General features: G+C 62.9%; 15 protein-coding genes. 10 read left to right on the plus strand and 5 right to left on the minus strand.

Annotated elements, in window-relative coordinates; genetic code table 11:
• Positions 1-68: 68 nt before the first annotated feature.
• A complete protein-coding gene (locus ENE74_RS09880) occupies positions 69-1124 on the plus strand; it encodes a potassium channel family protein (RefSeq protein WP_127690779.1) in 1056 nt (351 codons plus the stop codon).
• Between the two features lie 7 nt (positions 1125-1131).
• On the opposite strand, the gene serB is transcribed toward ENE74_RS09880, so the two are convergent.
• Positions 1132-2031, minus strand: coding sequence for a phosphoserine phosphatase SerB (serB, locus tag ENE74_RS09885; RefSeq protein WP_127690780.1), 900 nt, complete (start codon positions 2029-2031; stop codon positions 1132-1134).
• On the opposite strand from serB, the gene miaA reads away from it, so the two are divergent.
• The 7 genes from miaA (at position 2030) to leuA (ending at position 10066) form a co-directional block, all read left to right on the plus strand.
• Positions 2030-2974 (plus strand): tRNA (adenosine(37)-N6)-dimethylallyltransferase MiaA, encoded by a 945-nt coding sequence (gene miaA, locus ENE74_RS09890; protein WP_127690781.1) that lies wholly within the window; start codon positions 2030-2032, stop codon positions 2972-2974. The two genes, serB and miaA, sit on opposite strands and share 2 nt — an antisense overlap.
• 192 nt (positions 2975-3166) lie before the next feature.
• Entirely contained in the window at positions 3167-4888 is a 1722-nt protein-coding gene (ilvB, locus tag ENE74_RS09895) for a biosynthetic-type acetolactate synthase large subunit (protein ID WP_241241964.1), read from the plus strand.
• A gap of 42 nt (positions 4889-4930) precedes the next feature.
• Entirely contained in the window at positions 4931-5296 is a 366-nt protein-coding gene (locus tag ENE74_RS09900) for a hypothetical protein (protein WP_127690783.1), read from the plus strand.
• The gene (gene ilvN / locus ENE74_RS09905; RefSeq protein ID WP_127690784.1) at positions 5296-5811 is read left to right on the plus strand and encodes an acetolactate synthase small subunit; all 516 of its coding nucleotides are present in this window, start codon (positions 5296-5298) and stop codon (positions 5809-5811) included. Before ENE74_RS09900 ends, ilvN begins: the two co-directional genes overlap by 1 nt.
• 230 nt (positions 5812-6041) lie before the next feature.
• Positions 6042-7061 carry a ketol-acid reductoisomerase gene (gene ilvC, locus ENE74_RS09910; protein ID WP_127690785.1) on the plus strand — a complete coding sequence of 340 codons (1020 nt, stop codon included), beginning with the start codon at positions 6042-6044 and terminating at the stop codon, positions 7059-7061.
• Between the two features lie 325 nt (positions 7062-7386).
• A complete protein-coding gene (locus ENE74_RS09915) occupies positions 7387-8019 on the plus strand; it encodes a YceI family protein (RefSeq protein ID WP_127690786.1) in 633 nt (210 codons plus the stop codon).
• A gap of 370 nt (positions 8020-8389) precedes the next feature.
• Positions 8390-10066, plus strand: a complete 1677-nt coding sequence (gene leuA, locus ENE74_RS09920) for a 2-isopropylmalate synthase (protein WP_127690787.1) — start codon at positions 8390-8392, stop codon at positions 10064-10066.
• A 518-nt stretch (positions 10067-10584) separates the two neighbouring features.
• Here leuA and ENE74_RS09925 read toward each other — a convergent pair.
• On the minus strand, positions 10585-12111 hold the full coding sequence (locus ENE74_RS09925) for an aminoacyl--tRNA ligase-related protein (protein WP_127691161.1): 1527 nt from the start codon (positions 12109-12111) through the stop codon (positions 10585-10587).
• Between the two features lie 138 nt (positions 12112-12249).
• Positions 12250-12837, minus strand: a complete 588-nt coding sequence (phaR, locus tag ENE74_RS09930) for a polyhydroxyalkanoate synthesis repressor PhaR (RefSeq protein ID WP_127690788.1) — start codon at positions 12835-12837, stop codon at positions 12250-12252.
• A 97-nt stretch (positions 12838-12934) separates the two neighbouring features.
• Here phaR and ENE74_RS09935 point away from each other — a divergent pair, with 97 nt between their 5' ends.
• Both ENE74_RS09935 and ENE74_RS09940 read left to right on the plus strand, forming a co-directional pair.
• Positions 12935-13951 (plus strand): alpha/beta fold hydrolase, encoded by a 1017-nt coding sequence (locus ENE74_RS09935; RefSeq protein WP_241241934.1) that lies wholly within the window; start codon positions 12935-12937, stop codon positions 13949-13951.
• A gap of 43 nt (positions 13952-13994) precedes the next feature.
• Complete coding sequence (locus tag ENE74_RS09940) at positions 13995-15167, plus strand: acetyl-CoA C-acetyltransferase (RefSeq protein WP_127690790.1); 1173 nt, start codon at positions 13995-13997, stop codon at positions 15165-15167.
• A gap of 42 nt (positions 15168-15209) precedes the next feature.
• On the opposite strand, the gene alr is transcribed toward ENE74_RS09940, so the two are convergent.
• A complete protein-coding gene (alr, locus tag ENE74_RS09945) occupies positions 15210-16262 on the minus strand; it encodes an alanine racemase (protein ID WP_127690791.1) in 1053 nt (350 codons plus the stop codon).
• A gap of 18 nt (positions 16263-16280) precedes the next feature.
• Positions 16281-17882: an MFS transporter gene (locus ENE74_RS09950; protein WP_127690792.1), complete on the minus strand. Its 1602-nt coding sequence runs from the start codon at positions 17880-17882 to the stop codon at positions 16281-16283.
• Positions 17883-17916 lie beyond the last annotated feature (34 nt).

Genomic DNA, 17916 nt, shown 5'->3' on the forward strand with positions numbered 1-17916 from the left:
GGGGGTCGCGTCCCCACGTCCTGCCGTCGCGATTGCGTGTTGAGCCGTTACTGGCCTAGGCTCGCGTGATGCGTGTGCCATCCCATCATTCTCGCCCGGACAGGTCGCGAGGCGTTTCGCATTTTCTACGAAGGCGGTCCTCCTTGCCTGCGTGGGCCGATCTGGCGTGGCGAGTCGCGCTGGTGTTCGGCCTGATTTCCGTTGTGCTCGCGATCCACTGGATCGATCGCGACGGTCTGAAGGACAATCTGGACAATCACATCAGCTTCGTCGACGTTCTGTACTTCACGACCGTCACGGTCACGACCGTGGGCTATGGCGACATCGTGCCGGTCAGTCCGCAGACTCGCCTGTTCGAAACGTTCATCGTCACGCCGATCCGGCTGTTCGTCTGGCTCATCTTTCTGGGCACGGCCTATAGTTTCTTCCTTCGCAACACAGTGTACAGGTGGCGCATGGCCCGCATCCAGAAAGCTCTTGAAGGGCATATCGTCGTGGCCGGTTTCGGCACCAGCAATGCCGAGGCGGTGCGCGAACTCATCGCCCGTGGCAACGATCCGCATCGAATCGTCGTGATCGATTGCGACGAGCATGCCCTGGAAGATGCCGAGGAACTGGGCTGCAATATCCTGTGCGGCGATGCGACACGCGACCGGACATTGAAAGACGTGCGGATCGACCGCGCCTGTTCGATGATCGTGTCCGGCGGACGGGACGACACGTCCATTCTCATCACGCTCACCGCGCGTCATCTGGCGCCCGGCGTGCCCATCAGCATCGTCGTGCGTAACGAAGACAATGAATTGCCCGCGCGGCAGGCCGGCGCCACGACCGTCATCAATCCGGTCAGCTTCGCCGGTCTGCTGCTGGCAGGAAGCTGTTCCGGTCAGCATATTGCCGACTACATGGCCGATCTTGCGGCCGCCGGTGGCCGCGTCAAACTTTCCGAACGTGTGGCGGCGGCGAACGAAGTCGGCCTGCCCCTGCAAGCGATCCGAACAGGCATCGCCGTCCGCATCTATCGCGATGGCCGTCCGATCGGCTTCTGGGAAGCGGGTGCGCAGGCGGTCAAGGCAGGCGACATGATCGTGGAAATCGTGCCGGGCGACGGCGAAACGCGCTGATCGCCGCTCAGTCCGGCACCCAGTCAGCCCGCCCGATCCCTTGCGCATAGAGCAGCACCCGCAGGTCGCCGTGGACGATCTCTGCGTCGGCGGCGGCGCGGGTCTTTTCCTTCGCATGATAGGCGACGCCCAGCCCGGCCGCCTCGATCATCGGAATGTCGTTTGCGCCATCGCCGACCGCCAGTGTCGCCTCCCGCGCTATGCCCGATCGCGCCATCGCCGCGCCGAGTTCGAACCGCTTGCGCGCAGCGTCGACAATCGGGTCGTGCACCGTTCCCGTCAGCTTGCCGCCTGCAATGTCCAGAACATTGGCAATCGCCGTGTCGAAGCCGATCTCCGCGGCCACCGGATCGGCAAAGCGCGTGAACCCGCCCGACACCAGCACGGCCCATGCGCCGCGTGCCCGCATCGTTCGGATCAGCGCCCTGGCGCCCGGCATGATGCGTACCCGCTCCGTCCGGCACTGCTCGATCACCGCCTCGTCCAGGTCTTTCAGCAAGGCAACCCTCGCCCGCAGCGCCGCTGCAAAGTCCAGTTCCCCCTGCATTGCGCGCTCGGTGATTTCGGCGATCTCCGCCTTGATACCCGCATAGTCCGCCAATTCGTCGATGCACTCGACGGTAATCATCGTCGAATCCATGTCCGCCACGATGAGCTGCTTTTCCCGGTGCGCCACAGGCTGAACGATCACGTCGATCCCCTGCCCCAGGCCCTGTCCCTGCCCCAACCCGGTCAGGACCGCCCGCGCCGTCGCCGGATCGGTATCGAAGAACAGGTCGGCCGCCACTTCGGGATCGATCCAGCGGCTCTCGCCGGGTCGGCATCCGGCATCGTGCAGCCGGTCGCGCGCATCGGCAATATCCCCCTGCCCGATTGCGGCGCTTGCCACTAAGGTCGCAACGAACATGGACACCTCTAATCCCGCCACGGGCGAATCCCGCCCGCCGCTCGCGCTTATTGCCGGGCCGACCGCCAGCGGCAAGAGCGCGCTCGCCATTGCCCTGGCGGAGCGGACCAACGGTGTCGTCATCAATTGCGACGCAAGCCAGGTCTACGCCGATCTTGCGATCATATCCGCCAGGCCGACGCCCGAAGACATGGCCCGCGCGCCACATCGCCTGTTTGGCCATATCGACGGTACGGAGGCCTGTTCGGCGGCGCGCTGGGCCGCGGAGGCCCGCAGCGAGATCGCCGCCGCCCATACCGATGGCCGCCTGCCGATACTGGTCGGCGGCACCGGGCTCTACATCCGCACCTTGCTGGACGGCATTGCGCCGGTGCCGGAGATAGATCCGGCCGTCCGGGCGGAAATCCGCGCCATGCCGGTGGCGCAGGCCCATGCCGCGCTGAGGATCGAAGACCCCGATGCCGCGCTGCGTCTGGCCCCCGCCGATACCACCCGCGTTGCCCGCGCTTTGGAAGTCGCGCGCGCCACCGGGCGCACGCTGGCCGATTGGCAACGGCACAAGGTGGGTGGCATTGGCGCATCCGTAAGTCTGTGCGCGCTCATATTGCAGCCGCCGCGCGACTGGCTGCTCGACCGGTGCGACCGTCGGTTTGTTGGGATGCTGGAAAGCGGGGGTGTCGAGGAAGTGCGCGCTCTGGTGGACCGCGGTCTCAACCCGATGCTGCCGGTGATGCGCGCAATCGGCGTCCGCGAAATTGCGGCATGGGATGCCGGTGCCATCGACCGCGAAACCATGATCGCGCAAGGGCAACTGGCAACCCGGCAATATGCCAAGCGCCAGTACACATGGTTCTCCAATCAGCCGCCACCGGCATGGCATCGCTTTCATGGAGCAGTGGATAACAAAATCAATGGAAAATTGGTTAGATTATTTCACAAATAGGTGTTGACAGGTTATTTTATAATTCATAGAGCGCCGCTCCAACACTGGACTTGTCAATCGCATGGGACTGGCCCATGGCGGAAAAGCCCAGTTGACAGGAGATTTGACGTGGCCGATACCCAGGCCGTTGCCGCCAGCCAGCCCGCCGCGCCCGCAGCGCGCAGCAAGGCGCGCGAACGCAGCGGCGCAGACATTCTGTGCGAATGCCTGGTCGATCTGGGGGTCGAGGTGGTGTTCGGCTATCCCGGCGGGGCGGTCCTGCCCATCTATGATGCGCTCTACGCCCATCCGAAGATCAAGCATATCCTGGTGCGTCATGAACAGGCCGCGACCCATGCGGCCGAAGGCTATGCACGCTCGACGGGGAAGCCGGGTGTGGTTCTCGTCACGTCCGGTCCCGGCGCGACCAATGCAATCACCGGCATCACCGATGCGCTGATGGATTCGATCCCGATGATCGTCATCACCGGTCAGGTCGCCACCCATCTGATCGGCACCGATGCCTTTCAGGAAGCCGACACGGTGGGCCTGACCCGCCACTGCACCAAGCATAATTATCTGGTGAAGACCCCCGGCCGTCTCGCGCATGTCATTCACGAGGCTTTCCATATCGCCACATCGGGCCGCCCCGGCCCCGTCGTCATCGACATTCCGAAGGATGTCCAGGTCGCGACTGCGCCTTATTCCCGGCCCGATCCGATCGACCATCCCAGCTACCGCCCGGCCTTCCATGGCGACCCGCGCCTGATCGAATCCGCTGTCGAGATGCTGATGGCGGCCGAGCGGCCCATTCTCTACACGGGCGGCGGCGTCATCAATTCCGGGCCGGAGGCCGCCGCGCATCTGCGGGCGCTCGCCGCTATGACCGGCGCGCCGGTCACGTCGACGCTGATGGGCCTCGGTGCCTTCCCCGCCTCCAGCCCGCAATGGCTGGGCATGTTGGGCATGCACGGCACTTATGAAGCCAATTTCGCGATGAACAAGGCGGATCTCATCCTCTGCCTCGGCGCGCGCTTCGACGATCGGGTGACCGGGCGGCTCGACGCCTTTTCGCCCAACAGCAAGAAGATCCATGTCGATATCGACCGCAGTTCGGTGAACAAGAATGTCCTGGTCGATCTTGCCGTCATCGGCGACGTCGGCAGCGTGATGGCGGACATGATCGCGCTGCTGGAAAAGCGTGGCTATACGCGGCCCGATTTCGCCGAATGGTGGGCACGGATCGAAGGATGGCGCGCGCGCCGCAGCCTCGATTATGTCGAGGGCGGCGAAGAGATCATGCCGCAGCGCGCGATCGCCGACCTGTTTGCCGCCACGCGCGGCAAGGATGTCATCATCACCACCGAAGTCGGCCAGCATCAGATGTGGGCCGCGCAGCATTTCCATTTCGACGATCCCAACAAATGGCTCACATCGGGGGGCCTGGGCACCATGGGCTATGGCCTGCCCGCCGCGATCGGCGCGCAACTTGGCAATCCCGACGCTCTGGTCATCGACATCGCCGGTGACGCGTCGATCCAGATGAACATTCAGGAGCTGGGCACCGCGACGCAATATCGCCTGCCGGTGAAGATCTTCATCCTGAACAATGAATATATGGGCATGGTCCGCCAGTGGCAGGAGCTGACCTACGAAAGCCGCTACTCGGAAAGCTACAGCGACAGCCTGCCCGATTTCGTGAAGCTGGCTGAGGCCTATGGCTGGACCGGCATCCGCATCGATGGGCATGACGATCTGGCCGCCGGTATCCAGCGGATGATCGACACCCCCGGTCCGGTTCTGGTCGATTGCCGCGTGGCAAAGCTTTCCAATTGTTTCCCGATGATCCCTTCGGGTGCCGCGCATACCGACATGCTGCTTGACCCCAGCATGGTATCCGGCACGATGGATGACGAAGCAAAAGCCCTCGTCTGACCGCTCGTCGGCCAGCAGAGGTCATCCACCAGGGAGAGTGTCGTGACCACCCATCTGAAGCTGCGCATCCACGTGACCGAACCGTGGGATTTCGAGCGGATCACGGGCGTGACCGAACTCACCGGCTGGACGACGGACCATGTGTACGGTCCCGGGGAAGAGCCGAACGATGAATGGGAAGTGATGCTGGACGAAGGCTTCGATTACAACGGGCGTCGCTTTGCGCGGCTGCTCGTCAGCGCGCGCTATGTCGGCGAGCATCTCGAACGCATATTCGATGCGGTCGTCGGCTTTCCCGTGCGGATCGCGCATCGCAGCGGCGACGGCGGCTGGCATTATGCCTATGCCGGTATGCTTTCCGTCCGTCGCGAAACCGAAGACAAGGCCAAGGAAGAGACGCCCTCCTGATGCATATCACTGAAGAACAAAGCCAGCGGCACGTCCTGTCGCTGACCGTTGCCAACGAAGCGGGCATCCTTGCGCGTATCGCAGGCATGTTCACCGCACGCGGCTATAATATCGACAGCCTGACCGTGGCGGACATCACGCAGGATCATTCGATCAGCCGCATTACGATCGTGACCAACGGGCCGCCGCGCATGATCGACCAGATCATCGCCCAGCTGGACCGGCTGGTGCCGGTGCATCGCGTCGTCGACCTGACGGAGGTTGGCCCCTATGTCGAGCGCGAACTGGCGCTGGTGAAAGTGGCGGGAACGGGCGATCACCGGATCGAGGCCCTGCGCCTCGCCGAAGTGTTCCGGGCAAAGGTTGTCGATACCACGATCGAGAGCTTCATCTTCGAAATTACCGGAACGACCGAGAAGATCGACACCTTCGCCGGGCTGATGCGCCAGATCGGTCTGGTCGAGATCGGCCGCACCGGCGTCGTCGGCCTCATCCGGGGCAAGGCCGCGATCTGACCTGTTACCCTCGCCCCCTTGGGGGAGAGGGATGCGCAGACTTGGCAGCTGGCTGCCTAGTCGTAGCTGGGTGAGGGGGGTGCGCTGCCACAGGCAGCGCGTGAGCCGAAGGCTCACTCGACCTCTCTCCAACTTCATCTAGGCCTGGCTCCGCCAGACCAAGATTTCGTATCCTCCCCCTGTCGCGGGGGAGGAAAAGTTTGAACTGCAATTGGGAAACGGAAACTATCATGCGCGTCTATTATGATCGGGATGCCGACCTGGGCATCATCAAGGGCAAGAAGATCGCCATCGTCGGCTATGGCAGCCAGGGGCATGCGCATGCGCAGAACCTGCGCGACAGCGGCGTCGCCGACGTCGCCATTGCCCTGCGTCCGGGCAGCGCGACCGCGAAGAAGGCGGAAGGCGCGGGCTTCAAGGTGCTGAGCAATGCCGAAGCGGCGAAATGGGCTGACATCGTCATGATCCTGGCGCCCGACGAACATCAGGCCGCGCTCTACGCCGATGATCTGCATGTCAACATGAAGCAGGGCGCGGCGCTGGCCTTCGCACATGGCCTCAATGTCCATTTCGGGCTGATCGAGCCGCGCGCTGATCTTGACGTCTTCATGATCGCGCCCAAGGGGCCGGGCCACACGGTCCGCTCCGAATATGTCCGCGGCGGCGGCGTCCCCTGCCTCATCGCCATCGCGCAGGACGCGACCGGCAATGCGCAGGATGTGGCGCTTTCCTATGCGTCGGCCGTCGGCGGCGGTCGTTCGGGGATCATCGAAACGACGTTCCGCGAGGAATGCGAAACCGATCTGTTCGGCGAGCAGGCGGTGCTCTGCGGCGGCCTCACCCATCTGATCCAGGCCGGGTTCGAAACGCTGACCGAAGCCGGCTATGCCCCGGAAATGGCCTATTTCGAATGTCTTCACGAAGTGAAGCTGATCGTCGATCTGATGTATGAAGGCGGCATCGCCAACATGCGCTATTCGATCAGCAATACCGCGGAATATGGCGACATCCACACCGGCCCGCGCATCATCACCGATGCGACGAAGAAGGAAATGAAGCGCGTGCTGGAGGATATCCAGTCGGGTCGCTTCGTCAAACGCTTCATCCTCGACAACCGCGCCGGTCAGCCGGAACTGAAGGCCAGCCGCAAGCTCGCCGCCGCCCATCCGATCGAGCAGACCGGTGTCCAGTTGCGCGCGATGATGCCCTGGATCGGCGCGAACAAGCTGGTGGACAAGGACAAGAACTGACCATTCGTAGCCCTTGGGCTTCGAATGGTCATCCTGAACGTGTCTGGCGATTATGCCATTCGCGCATGCATGTCTTGTTCCCCTGCGAAAGCAGGGGTCCAGGGCGTCAAATGCTGTACCGTGCGGACCTGGACCCCCGCTTCCGCGGGGGAACGGTAGCTTGCTTGCCGAAAAGCTATGGCTGCCAACCTGTTTCAGGATCACACGCAAAGACGCATCCACCCGGAAACGATAAGTTGCACGTCCCTTTCGATTTGCAACTGGAATGATGGCGGGGCGCTGCTTATGTTGGCAGCGCCCCGTTTCTTCTGGAGGAGACTGCCTCATGCGTCGTTATCTCGCCCCCGCCGCGCTCGCGCTCGGCTTGCTCGCCTTGTCCCCCCTCGCCCTTGCACCGGTTACGGCGCAGAATGCAGCGGCGCAGCGCCCCGGCCAGCCCGATCCCGCCCGCGTTACCGCCGGCACCTACACGATTGACGGCAACCATACGCAGGCCGTGTTCGCCTATGACCATCTGGGTTTCACCTCGAACGCCGGTATCATCAGCGGTTTCACCGGCTCTCTGGTGCTGGACCCGAGGGCGCCCGAAACATCCAAGCTGACCGTCGATATCCCCATCGCGACCCTGCAAACCGGCATCCCCAAGTTCCAGGAGCATCTGGCATCGGCGGACTTCTTTGACTTCGCCAAGTTCCCGACTGCCAAGTTCGTTGCGACAGGCATCAAGGTCGACGGGACGACCGCCGACATTACCGGCGATCTGACGCTGCATGGCGTCACCAAGTCGATCACCCTGGACGCGAAGTTCGTCGGCGCAGGCATGTCGATGCAGAAGAAGGAAACCGTCGGCTTCGCGGCCACCGGCGTCATCAAGCGCAGCGATTTCGGCCTCGGTAAATATGCCCCGATGGTGAGCGACGAAGTCGAACTAAAAATCGTCGCCGCATTCGAGAAGTAAGGCGGTGATTCCTCCCCTGCAAGGGGAGGTGGCAGTGCGCAGCACTGACGGAGGAGTGTCACCGTTGCGATAGGGTGACGCCCCTCCACCACCCGCTTTGCGGGCGGTCCCCCTCCCCCTTCAGGGGAGGATCGAAAAACACAAAATTGCCCCCTCCCCCTTTACGGCGCGTCACAAATGCCGTTATGGGGAACCTATGCAGCGCAGCCTTGCCCTCACGCTACGACTTACACGCCCTTAGGCGTGACCTTGGTGCTGCCTTGCGCGGTGGCACATTTCGCCTAAGGGCTATTCGCAGACAATCGTGAACCCCCGGACGCCAAGCGCCTTTTCGTGCCGTGCATCGTCCGCCCGCAGGAATGCCATTCCCATGATGCTGACCGATCCTTCGACGAAATACCGCCCCTTTCCCCAAGTCGATCTGCCCGACCGCCAGTGGCCGACCCGTACCATCACCCGCGCGCCGCGCTGGCTCTCCACCGATCTGCGGGACGGCAATCAGGCCCTGATCGATCCCATGAATGCCGAAAAGAAGCAGCGGTTCTTCGATCTGCTCGTGCGGATCGGCGTCAAGGAAATCGAAGTCGGTTTCCCGTCGGCCGGGGCGACCGAGTTCGATTTCATCAGCGGCCTGGTCCAGTCCGGCGCCATTCCCGACGACGTCACGATACAAGTGCTCACGCAGGCGCGCCGCGACCTCATCGAAAAAAGCTTCGAGAGCCTGCGCGGCGCAAAGACGGCGATCGTCCATGTCTACAACGCCGTCTCCCCCGCATGGCGCCGCATCGTCTTCGGCATGGACCGCAGCGAGGTGAAGCAGATCGCGATCGATGCGGCAAAGATATTACGCGACGAAGCGGCGAAGCAGCCGGATACGGACTGGCGTTTCGAATATAGCCCGGAAACCTTCTCCACCGCCGAACTGGATTTCAGTCTGGAATGCTGCGAGGCGGTGATGGCGATATTGCAGCCGACAGCGGAAAAGCCACTGATCCTCAATCTGCCCGCCACGGTGGAGGCCGCCACCCCCAATGTCTACGCCGACCAGATCGAATGGATGGGCAAGCATATATCGAAGCGCGATCACGTGCTGCTGTCGCTGCACCCGCACAATGATCGCGGCACAGGCGTCGCCGCCGCCGAACTGGGGCTGATGGCCGGTGCCGATCGCGTCGAAGGCTGTCTTTTCGGCAATGGCGAGCGGACCGGCAATGTCGATCTGGTGACGCTCGGCCTCAATCTCTACACGCAGGGCGTGCCGCCGGGCATAGACTTTTCGGATATCGACGAGATCATCCAGACGGTCGAATATTGCAATCAGTTGCCTGTCCATCCCCGCCATCCCTATGCCGGAGAACTGGTGTTCACGGCCTTTTCCGGCAGCCATCAGGATGCGATCAAGAAGGGCTTCGCTGCGCAGGAAATCCGCAACGACGATCTTTGGGACGTTCCCTATCTGCCGATCGACCCGGCGGACCTGGGCCGCAGCTACGAAGCAGTCATCCGCGTCAATTCGCAGTCGGGCAAGGGCGGGGTCGCCTGGGTCTTGCAGCAGGACAAGGGCCTGAAGCTTCCCAAGAGAATGCAGGCCGATTTCAGTCGCGTGGTGCAGGATGTGGCCGACCAGACCAGTCGCGAACTGGTAGCCGCCGATATCTGGCAGGCGTTCGAACGCCATTATGCGCTCGGCTCGGATCAGCCTTACAAACTGCTCGACTATCATGAGACCGGCGCCAGCGGCGACCGGATCTTCGTCGGCAAGATCACACATGAAGGCGGCGAACGCAGCATATCGGGGCGCGGCAACGGGCTTATCTCCGGGGTGCTCGCCGCGTTGCGGGATGAGCTGGGGATAGAAATGGACGTGGTCGATTATAACGAACACGCCATCGGTGCAGGCTCGAACGTCAATGCCGCCGCCTATGTCGAATGCCGCACGCCGGACGGGATCACCGTCTTTGGCGTCGGCATGGATGCCGACGTGGCGACGGCCTCGGTGCAGGCGGTCCTGTCTGCGGCAAACGGTCTGGCTGCGCGGCGGGGCTGAACCCCCGGATACACCGACCAGCCCCCGTCATGCTGACGAAAGTTAGCATCCATTGGCTCTCTGTAGCTATGCCCTTCCAGCAAATAAGATACCGTTCCCCCACGAAAGCGGGGGTCCAGGAGCGCACGGGATAGCATTTGGTGCTCTGGACCCCTGCTTTCGCAGGGGAACAAACCTCCATCCTCGAAGGGGATAATCGCCTTTGCCCCTTATAGGCGGATGCGTCATACCTGAGCAGCAATGGATACTGACCTTCGTCAGGATGACGGGGGATCGGGAATTGGGCCGTCGGCCTATCCTGTCCTACAGAAGCCGCCATCCGCTATGCCGAGGGCATGCAAAGCATGTCTGCCCCGCGCCTCACACCCACGCCACCGGATTTTACAAACTCCAGCTTTTCTCCGCTTTTCAACGCCGCAACTTCCGCAACTTCACGCCGCGCGGCACGCCACGGCACCTTGCCCGCAGACATCAACATTCTGCGTGCAAACCGCGTGTTGAGCTTTACCGTTTTTGCCTCAGTAGGATCGCCCGACCAGCACGCGTTCTACCGCCGGTTCGCCGGTAAAGATGCAGGCACCTTCGGCAGGCGCAGCATCCAGCGGCACGTTGCGCAACGTCAGCTTCTCGCTCTTGAGCCACTGCACGACCTTTTCAAGCGCATCGCCGGTCGGTTTGCTCCACGATACTTCGGCCCAGCCCGGCTTCGCGCTGGCTGCGAAATGGGCCTTCAGCGCATCGATACTGGCAATGCTGCGGTCGATATTGCCATGCAGCCGCCCCGTCGCCTCGGCATGGAGGGTCGCTTGAATATCGGTCAGCATGTCGGCCGCGCTGGATATGAAATCCGCTTTGGAAAGGATGGCGCTGTCCAGCTTGCCGTCCGCCTTGTACAGCCGGTCGCGGCGCAGCACGGAGACATTGCCACCGGCGACATCGCGTCCGCCCACTTCGACGATGATCGGCGCGCCTTTCTTGACCCAGCCCCATCGCTTGATCGCCGCCTTGGCCGGGCGACGATCGAGCAGCACCCGCACCGGCTCTCGAAAGGCGTTCAGTGCCTGCAACGCGCCCAGCAATTCTGCGCAATATTCAAGAACAGCCGCATCCTCCGGCCCGTCGCGCAGCATCGGCACGATGACGATCTGGTGGGGGGCGATGCGCGGCGGCACACGCAGCCCGTCGTCATCACCATGCACCATGATGACGCCGCCGATCATCCGCGTGGACACGCCCCAGCTTGTCGTCTGCGCCAGTTCCTGAACGCCTTCGCTGTTCTGGAAACGGATGTTCTGCGCAGACGAGAATGTCGTGCCCAGAAAATGCGAAGTCCCGGCCTGCAACGCCTTGCCGTCCTGCATCATCGCCTCGATCGAGTAGGTCGCGACGGCGCCGGGGAAGCGTTCGTTCTCGGGCTTTTCCCCCGCAATCACCGGCAGCGCCAGACAGTCCTCGGCAAAGGCGCGATACACTTCCAGCATTTTGAGGGTCTCTTCGCGCGCCTCCGCCTCGGTGGCATGCGCGGTATGCCCTTCCTGCCACAGAAACTCGCTGGTGCGCAGGAACATCCGCGTCCGCATTTCCCAGCGCACGACATTGGCCCACTGGTTGATGAGGACGGGCAGGTCGCGCCAGCTCTGAACCCAGCGGGAAAAGGCAGCACCGATCACCGTTTCGGATGTCGGCCGCACGACCAGCGGCTCCTCCAGCTTCGCGTCGGGATCGGGCACCAGCCGCCCGTCCTGCTGGATCAACCGGTGATGCGTGACGACCGCCATTTCCTTGGCAAAGCCATCGACATGCTCGGCCTCCTTCTCGAAATAGCTCAAGGGAATGAACAGCGGGAAATAGCAGTTCTCATGCCCCGTGCGCTTGATCTCCGCATCGAGCAGCGCCTGTATCCGCTCCCATATCCCATAGCCCCACGGGCGGATGACCATGCAGCCGCGCACCCCCGATTCCTCGGCAAGGTCCGCTTCGCTGATGACCGCCTGATACCAGGCGGCGAAATCCTGATCGCGGGTTACGGGAAGGGCGTGCTTGATGGTCATGACGGGCCTGATCTGAAATGGAGTTGCGGCCATAGAGCAAGGATACGGCCGAAGTCGAGACGGTTGCGTCGCCACAAAAGCAAAGGGCCGCCATGCGGCAGCCCTTTTCCGCTCGACGATCGGCGACGCAGCTTACGGCGCCAGCTTCTCGATCTTGGCGTTGAGCGAAGCAAGCTGCGCTTTCAGTTGCGCGATCTCGTCGTCCTTCTCCGCGGAATCGGCCGGCGGCGCAGGGGTTGCAACCGTCGGCATGTCGAAACCAGGCATCCCCTTCGTCTTGAAAGCCGCCGTCGCCGCCTCGAACATTTCCAGGTTGCGCTTGGCGATCTCGGCCAGCGGGCCACCGGCAAAGGCGCCTTGCATGGCATCCTGAAACTGCTTCTGGTTCTTGCGAAATGCCTCCATCGACGCTTCGAGATATTGCGGCACCATCGACTGCATGGAATCGCCATACATGGAAATCAACTGGCGCAGGAAGTTGACGGGCAGCATGTTCTTGCCGCGCTGTTCCTCGTCCATGATGATTTGCGTCAGAACATTGTGCGTGATGTCCTCGTTCGTCTTCGCATCGAGCACCACGAACTCGCGCCCCTCGCGCGTCATCTGCGACAACAGGTCCAGCGTGATGTAGCTCGATGTTTCGGTATTATAGAGCCGCCGGTTGGCATATTTCTTTATGATGACCGTTTCCGACTCACCGGCCGCTTTCGATTTAGCCATGAAAAATGCTCCATCCCGAGAAGATGCTGCAATAGCACCAAAAGTTGCCGCACCGCAACATGGGCCGAGACCGCTGCCATTGTTTCTTGCGATATTGATGGAGCAAACGCAGCATGATCCTTTGCTGCGCACGCGCGCACTGGCCGGATTGCAGCGATATCAGACGGTGGAACGGCCTGCGCCTCCTCTCCCTGCGCAAGTCGTCGCACAGGCAGGATCGGCGCGGCTGTTGCAATATGGGCCAGTTTTGTCGGCCGATCGCGCGCCGGTCGTCTTCGTGCCGTCGCTCATCAACCCGCCCGATGTGCTCGACCTGTCGGAGCATGCGTCGATGATGCGGTGGATGGCGGCGCAGGGTCACGGCGTCCTGCTGGTCGATTGGGGGTGCCCTTCCGCCACAGACCCGTCAGGAAAGGATAGCGATGGCGACCTTGCCTGGCATGTGACGGCACGACTGTTGCCGCTGATCGCGCAGATCCGGCATCCTTCGCCCCCGGTTCTTGTCGGCTATTGCCTGGGCGGCACATTGGCGCTTGCGGCCGCCTGCCTGCACCCGGTGCGGGCCATGGCGACGATTGCCGCGCCCTGGGATTTTGATGCGCTGCCGCAGCAGAATCGTGATGCCATCGGCGGACTATGGGCGCAGGCGAGGCCGATGTGCGAACGCCTCGGCTATGTACCGATGGAAGTGCTCCAGTCGGGATTCTGGAAGCTCGATCCGGCGCGGACGATCGCCAAATATGCCGACTTCGCCGACCTTGCCGATGATGGGGACGCCATGGCGGCGTTTCTCGCCGTGGAAGACTGGGCCAATGCCGGGCCGCCCCTGACCCTTGCGGCAGGGCGTGATCTGTTCGCGCATCTCTATGGTGAGAATGTCACCGGACAAGGCCGTTGGATCGTCGGCGATCGCCCGGTCAATCCGGCGCTGCCCGGCATCCCCACGCTGTCGATTGCATCGACCAACGACCATATCGTCCCCGCCGGAACAGCGCCGCCTCTTGCCGAACGCTGGACGCGCGACCTTGGTCATGTCGGCATGATCGTCAGCCGTCGCGCGCCCGAATTGCTGTGGCGGCCGCTCTCGCAATGGCTGTTCAACCACGGGGGCTGATGGTAGAGCGCGCAGCACGATCCGCCTGACTGGAGACTGTCCCATGACCAACATCGTCATCACTGCCGCCAAGCGTACACCTGTCGGCAGTTTCCTGGGTGCCTTCGCATCACTTCCGGCACACGAGCTTGGCCGCATCGCGATTGAGGCGGCGCTGGCGCAGGCCGGGGTATCGCCGGACGATGTCGACGAAGTGATCCTGGGCCAGGTTCTGACGGCGGGCCAGGGACAAAATCCCGCCCGTCAGGCGGCCGTCAATGCCGGCATCCCGGTCGATCGCACCGCATTCGGCGTCAATCAGGTCTGCGGATCTGGGCTGCGCGCCGTCGCACTGGCGGCACAGGCGATCCAGACCGGCGACGCGAAGATCATGGTTGCGGGCGGACAGGAAAGCATGTCGATGTCCGGCCATGCCCAATTCCTGCGCGGCGGCACGAAGATGGGCAACATCAGCCTGACCGACACGATGGTCAACGATGGCCTGACGGACGCGTTCAACGGCTATCATATGGGGATCACCGCCGAAAATCTGGCGGAGAAATATCAGATCACCCGCGAGGATCAGGACCGCTTTGCCGTGGCCAGCCAGAACAAGGCGGAAGCGGCGCGGGCTGAGGGCCGCTTCACCGATGAGATCGCACCGGTGACCATTAAGGGCCGCAAGGGCGACACCGTGGTCGATCAGGATGAATATATCCGCACCGGCGCGACGATCGAGGCGATGGCGGGCCTTCGCCCGGCCTTCAAGAAGGACGGCACGGTCACGGCTGCCAATGCAAGCGGCCTGAACGACGGCGCAGCCGCGATCGTGCTGATGTCCGAGGAAGAAGCGACCAAGCGCGGCGCAACGGTGCTCGGCCGGATCGCCTCCTGGGCCACATGCGGTGTCGATCCCTCGATCATGGGCATCGGTCCTGCCCCTGCAAGCCGCAAGGCGCTGGAAAAGGCAGGCTGGTCGATCGGCGATCTGGACCTGATCGAGGCGAACGAGGCTTTTGCCGCCCAGGCGCTGTCGGTCGGCAAGGAACTGGGCTGGGATGCCGACAAGGTGAACGTCAACGGCGGCGCGATCGCCATCGGCCATCCGATCGGTGCCTCGGGTGCGCGGGTGCTGACGACCTTGCTCTACGAAATGGCCCGCCGCGATGCCAAAAAGGGCCTCGTGACGCTCTGCATCGGCGGCGGCATGGGCATCGCCATGTGCATCGCGCGGTAAGCACTGACGAGGGGCGCGCTGTTGTCAGCGCACCCCTCTGCCTCACACCCAGCGTCGTTCGAACCGCGCGCCAAGGCCGGTGAGCAATTCATACTGCGACAGGCCCGACGCGGCCGATGCGGTCGGCAGGTCATAGAGAATATCGAGCCAGTCCCCCTCCCCGACGTCGGCGGCATCGGACACATCCCCGATCAGCAGGTCCATGGAAACGCGCCCGATGACGGGGAGTGTCCGGTCGCCTGCGCGTACCGCCCCGGTGCCCGAAAAGCCGCGCAGATAGCCGTCCGCATAGCCGATATTGAGGATGGCGACATCCATATCCTTCGGCGCTGTGAAGGTCGCATTATAGCCGATCCCGTCTCCTGCCTGCACGGTGCGACGCTGAAGCACCTGCGCCTGGGGCGTCACGACCTGCCGGATATGGCCGGCATAAGCGGCACGCGCGATACCGCCATAGAGCGCGAGGCCGGGACGTGTCAGATCGAAATGATAGTCGATGCCATGGCCGATCCCGGCACTGTTGGCCAGGCTATATCTCTGGGCCGGGATCCTGTCCACCAACACCGCGAAGCGGTCACGCTGCACAGCGTTCAACGGATGCGGTTCGTCCGCACAGGCCAGATGGCTCATCAGCGTATCGATCTGCAACCCGGCCGTCAGCGCGGCACAGTCGTCCCGCCAGTCGAGGCCCAGCCGGTTCATGCCGGTATCGATCATGACATCGCAGGCACCGCCACCGGCATTGCGCCAACGGGCAATCTGCTGTGGCGTGGACAGTACCGGGCGCGCCCTTCCGTCCAGCGCGATCGCCACATCTTCATGCCGAACGCCATGCAGCACCGAAAGCGACAGTCCGTTGGCCATCGGCATCAGCGCCTGCGCCTCTGCCCAGGTGGCGACGAAGAAGTCCCGGCATCCGGCCGTCGCCAAATGGTGCATCACCTCGGCCGCACCCAGTCCATATCCGTTGGCCTTGATCGCGGCTCCGCATGCGGCGCTGCCGCTCTGTGCGGCCAGCCAGCGCCAGTTGGCGATCAGCGCGGCGCTGTCCAGCATCAGGCGCAGCGGCGGCGTAAAGTCGGGAGGAACGGCCATAGCCCGGCGATAGCCGGGTCAGTCCTTCGCGTCGAGCCTTGCCCCGCGCGTTTCGGGCAGACCCCACATCGTGACTACCAGCGCCATCGCGACGACGACGATCGTGTACCACAGGCCGGAATAGGGATCGCCCGTCCGCGCAACGATATATTGGCTGACCAGCGGCAGAAAGCCGCCAAAATAGCCTGTCCCGATATGATAGGGAATGGACATCGAGCTATAGCGGATGCGCGCAGGGAAAAGCTCTGAAAGCAGCGCCGCCACCGGGCCATATGTCGCCCCGGACAGGGCACCAAGCGCCAATATGCCGAGCAATATCTTGAGCGAGTCGGCAAGCGACGGCTTGACCTTGGCCAAGTTGTAGCCAGCTTCCGCCAGTCGGCTGTCGAGCACTTCGGGCCGGGTATCCGGCTGAACGACGCCGCCGATCGAGACAGCGGTTACAGGCGCAACGGCCTTGTCATAATGGACGCCCTTTTTGGAGAAATAGTCGAGCAGCCGCGCGCATTGCGTGGCCTGCACCTTGGCAAACGGATCATAGCCGCAATCGGGTCCGCTCACCACCACAGGCGCACGGCGCGCGGCCTCCGCAAGGCCCGGATTGGCCGCGCCGCCGATCAGATGGAATATCGGGAACAGCAACAGCAAGGTGGCGGCATAGCCGATGACGATCGGCTTCTTGCGCCCGAACCGGTCCGACAGATGACCGAAATACAGGAACCAGAACAGGCCGCTCGCCGCGCCGATGCCGACCAGGATCTGCGCCGTCTGCGGCTCCACGCGCAAGGCGTTCTGCAGAAAATAGAGGACCTGGAACATTGCGGTGTACCAGATCACCGTCAGCCCCGCCGCGATGCCGAACAGGGCGACGAACAGCCGCTTGCCATTGCCGGGATAGGTGAATGTCTCCTTCAGCGGATTGCGGGAGCATTCCCCTGCCGCTTTCATAGCCTTGAAGACGGGGCTTTCGTTGAGCTTCATCCGTATCCACAGGGATATGGCAAGCAGCAGCAGGGAAAACAGAAACGGAATGCGCCAGCCCCAGGCATCCCATGCCTCCGCACCGACCAGCCATTGTGTGCCCAGCACGACGACGATCGACAGGATAAAACCGCCCACGACACTGGCCTGAATGAAGCTGGTGTAGAAACCCCTTCGCTCGACCGGTGCATGTTCGGCGACATAGATGGCCGCGCCGCCATATTCCCCACCCAGCGCCAGCCCCTGCATGATACGCAGGATAATGAGGATGACGGGCGCGGCAGCACCGATCGACGCTGCCGAAGGCACCAGCCCTACCCCAGCGGTCGCAATCCCCATCAGCGTGATCGTCGCGAGAAACGTGTATTTGCGCCCCAGCCTGTCCCCGAAATAGCCGAAGAGCACCGCGCCGAGCGGACGAAAACCAAAGCCTACCGCAAAGCCGGCCAGCGAATAGAGCAACTCAACCGAAGCGTTGTCAGTCGGAAAGAAGGTGCGCCCGATAATGGCCGCCAGCGTGCCGTAGATGAAGAAATCATACCATTCGAAAACGGTTCCCAGCGAGGATGCCGCGATCACCAGTCGATCGCGCTTCACATCCAGTTGGTAGTCTTCACAATCCTGCACCGCAGTTGCCATCTCGTCCCCACTCGTCTGGCCTCTGTACCAAGGC

The sequence above is a fragment of the Sphingobium algorifonticola genome, assembly GCF_004005485.1.
Lineage (GTDB): Bacteria > Pseudomonadota > Alphaproteobacteria > Sphingomonadales > Sphingomonadaceae > Sphingobium > Sphingobium algorifonticola.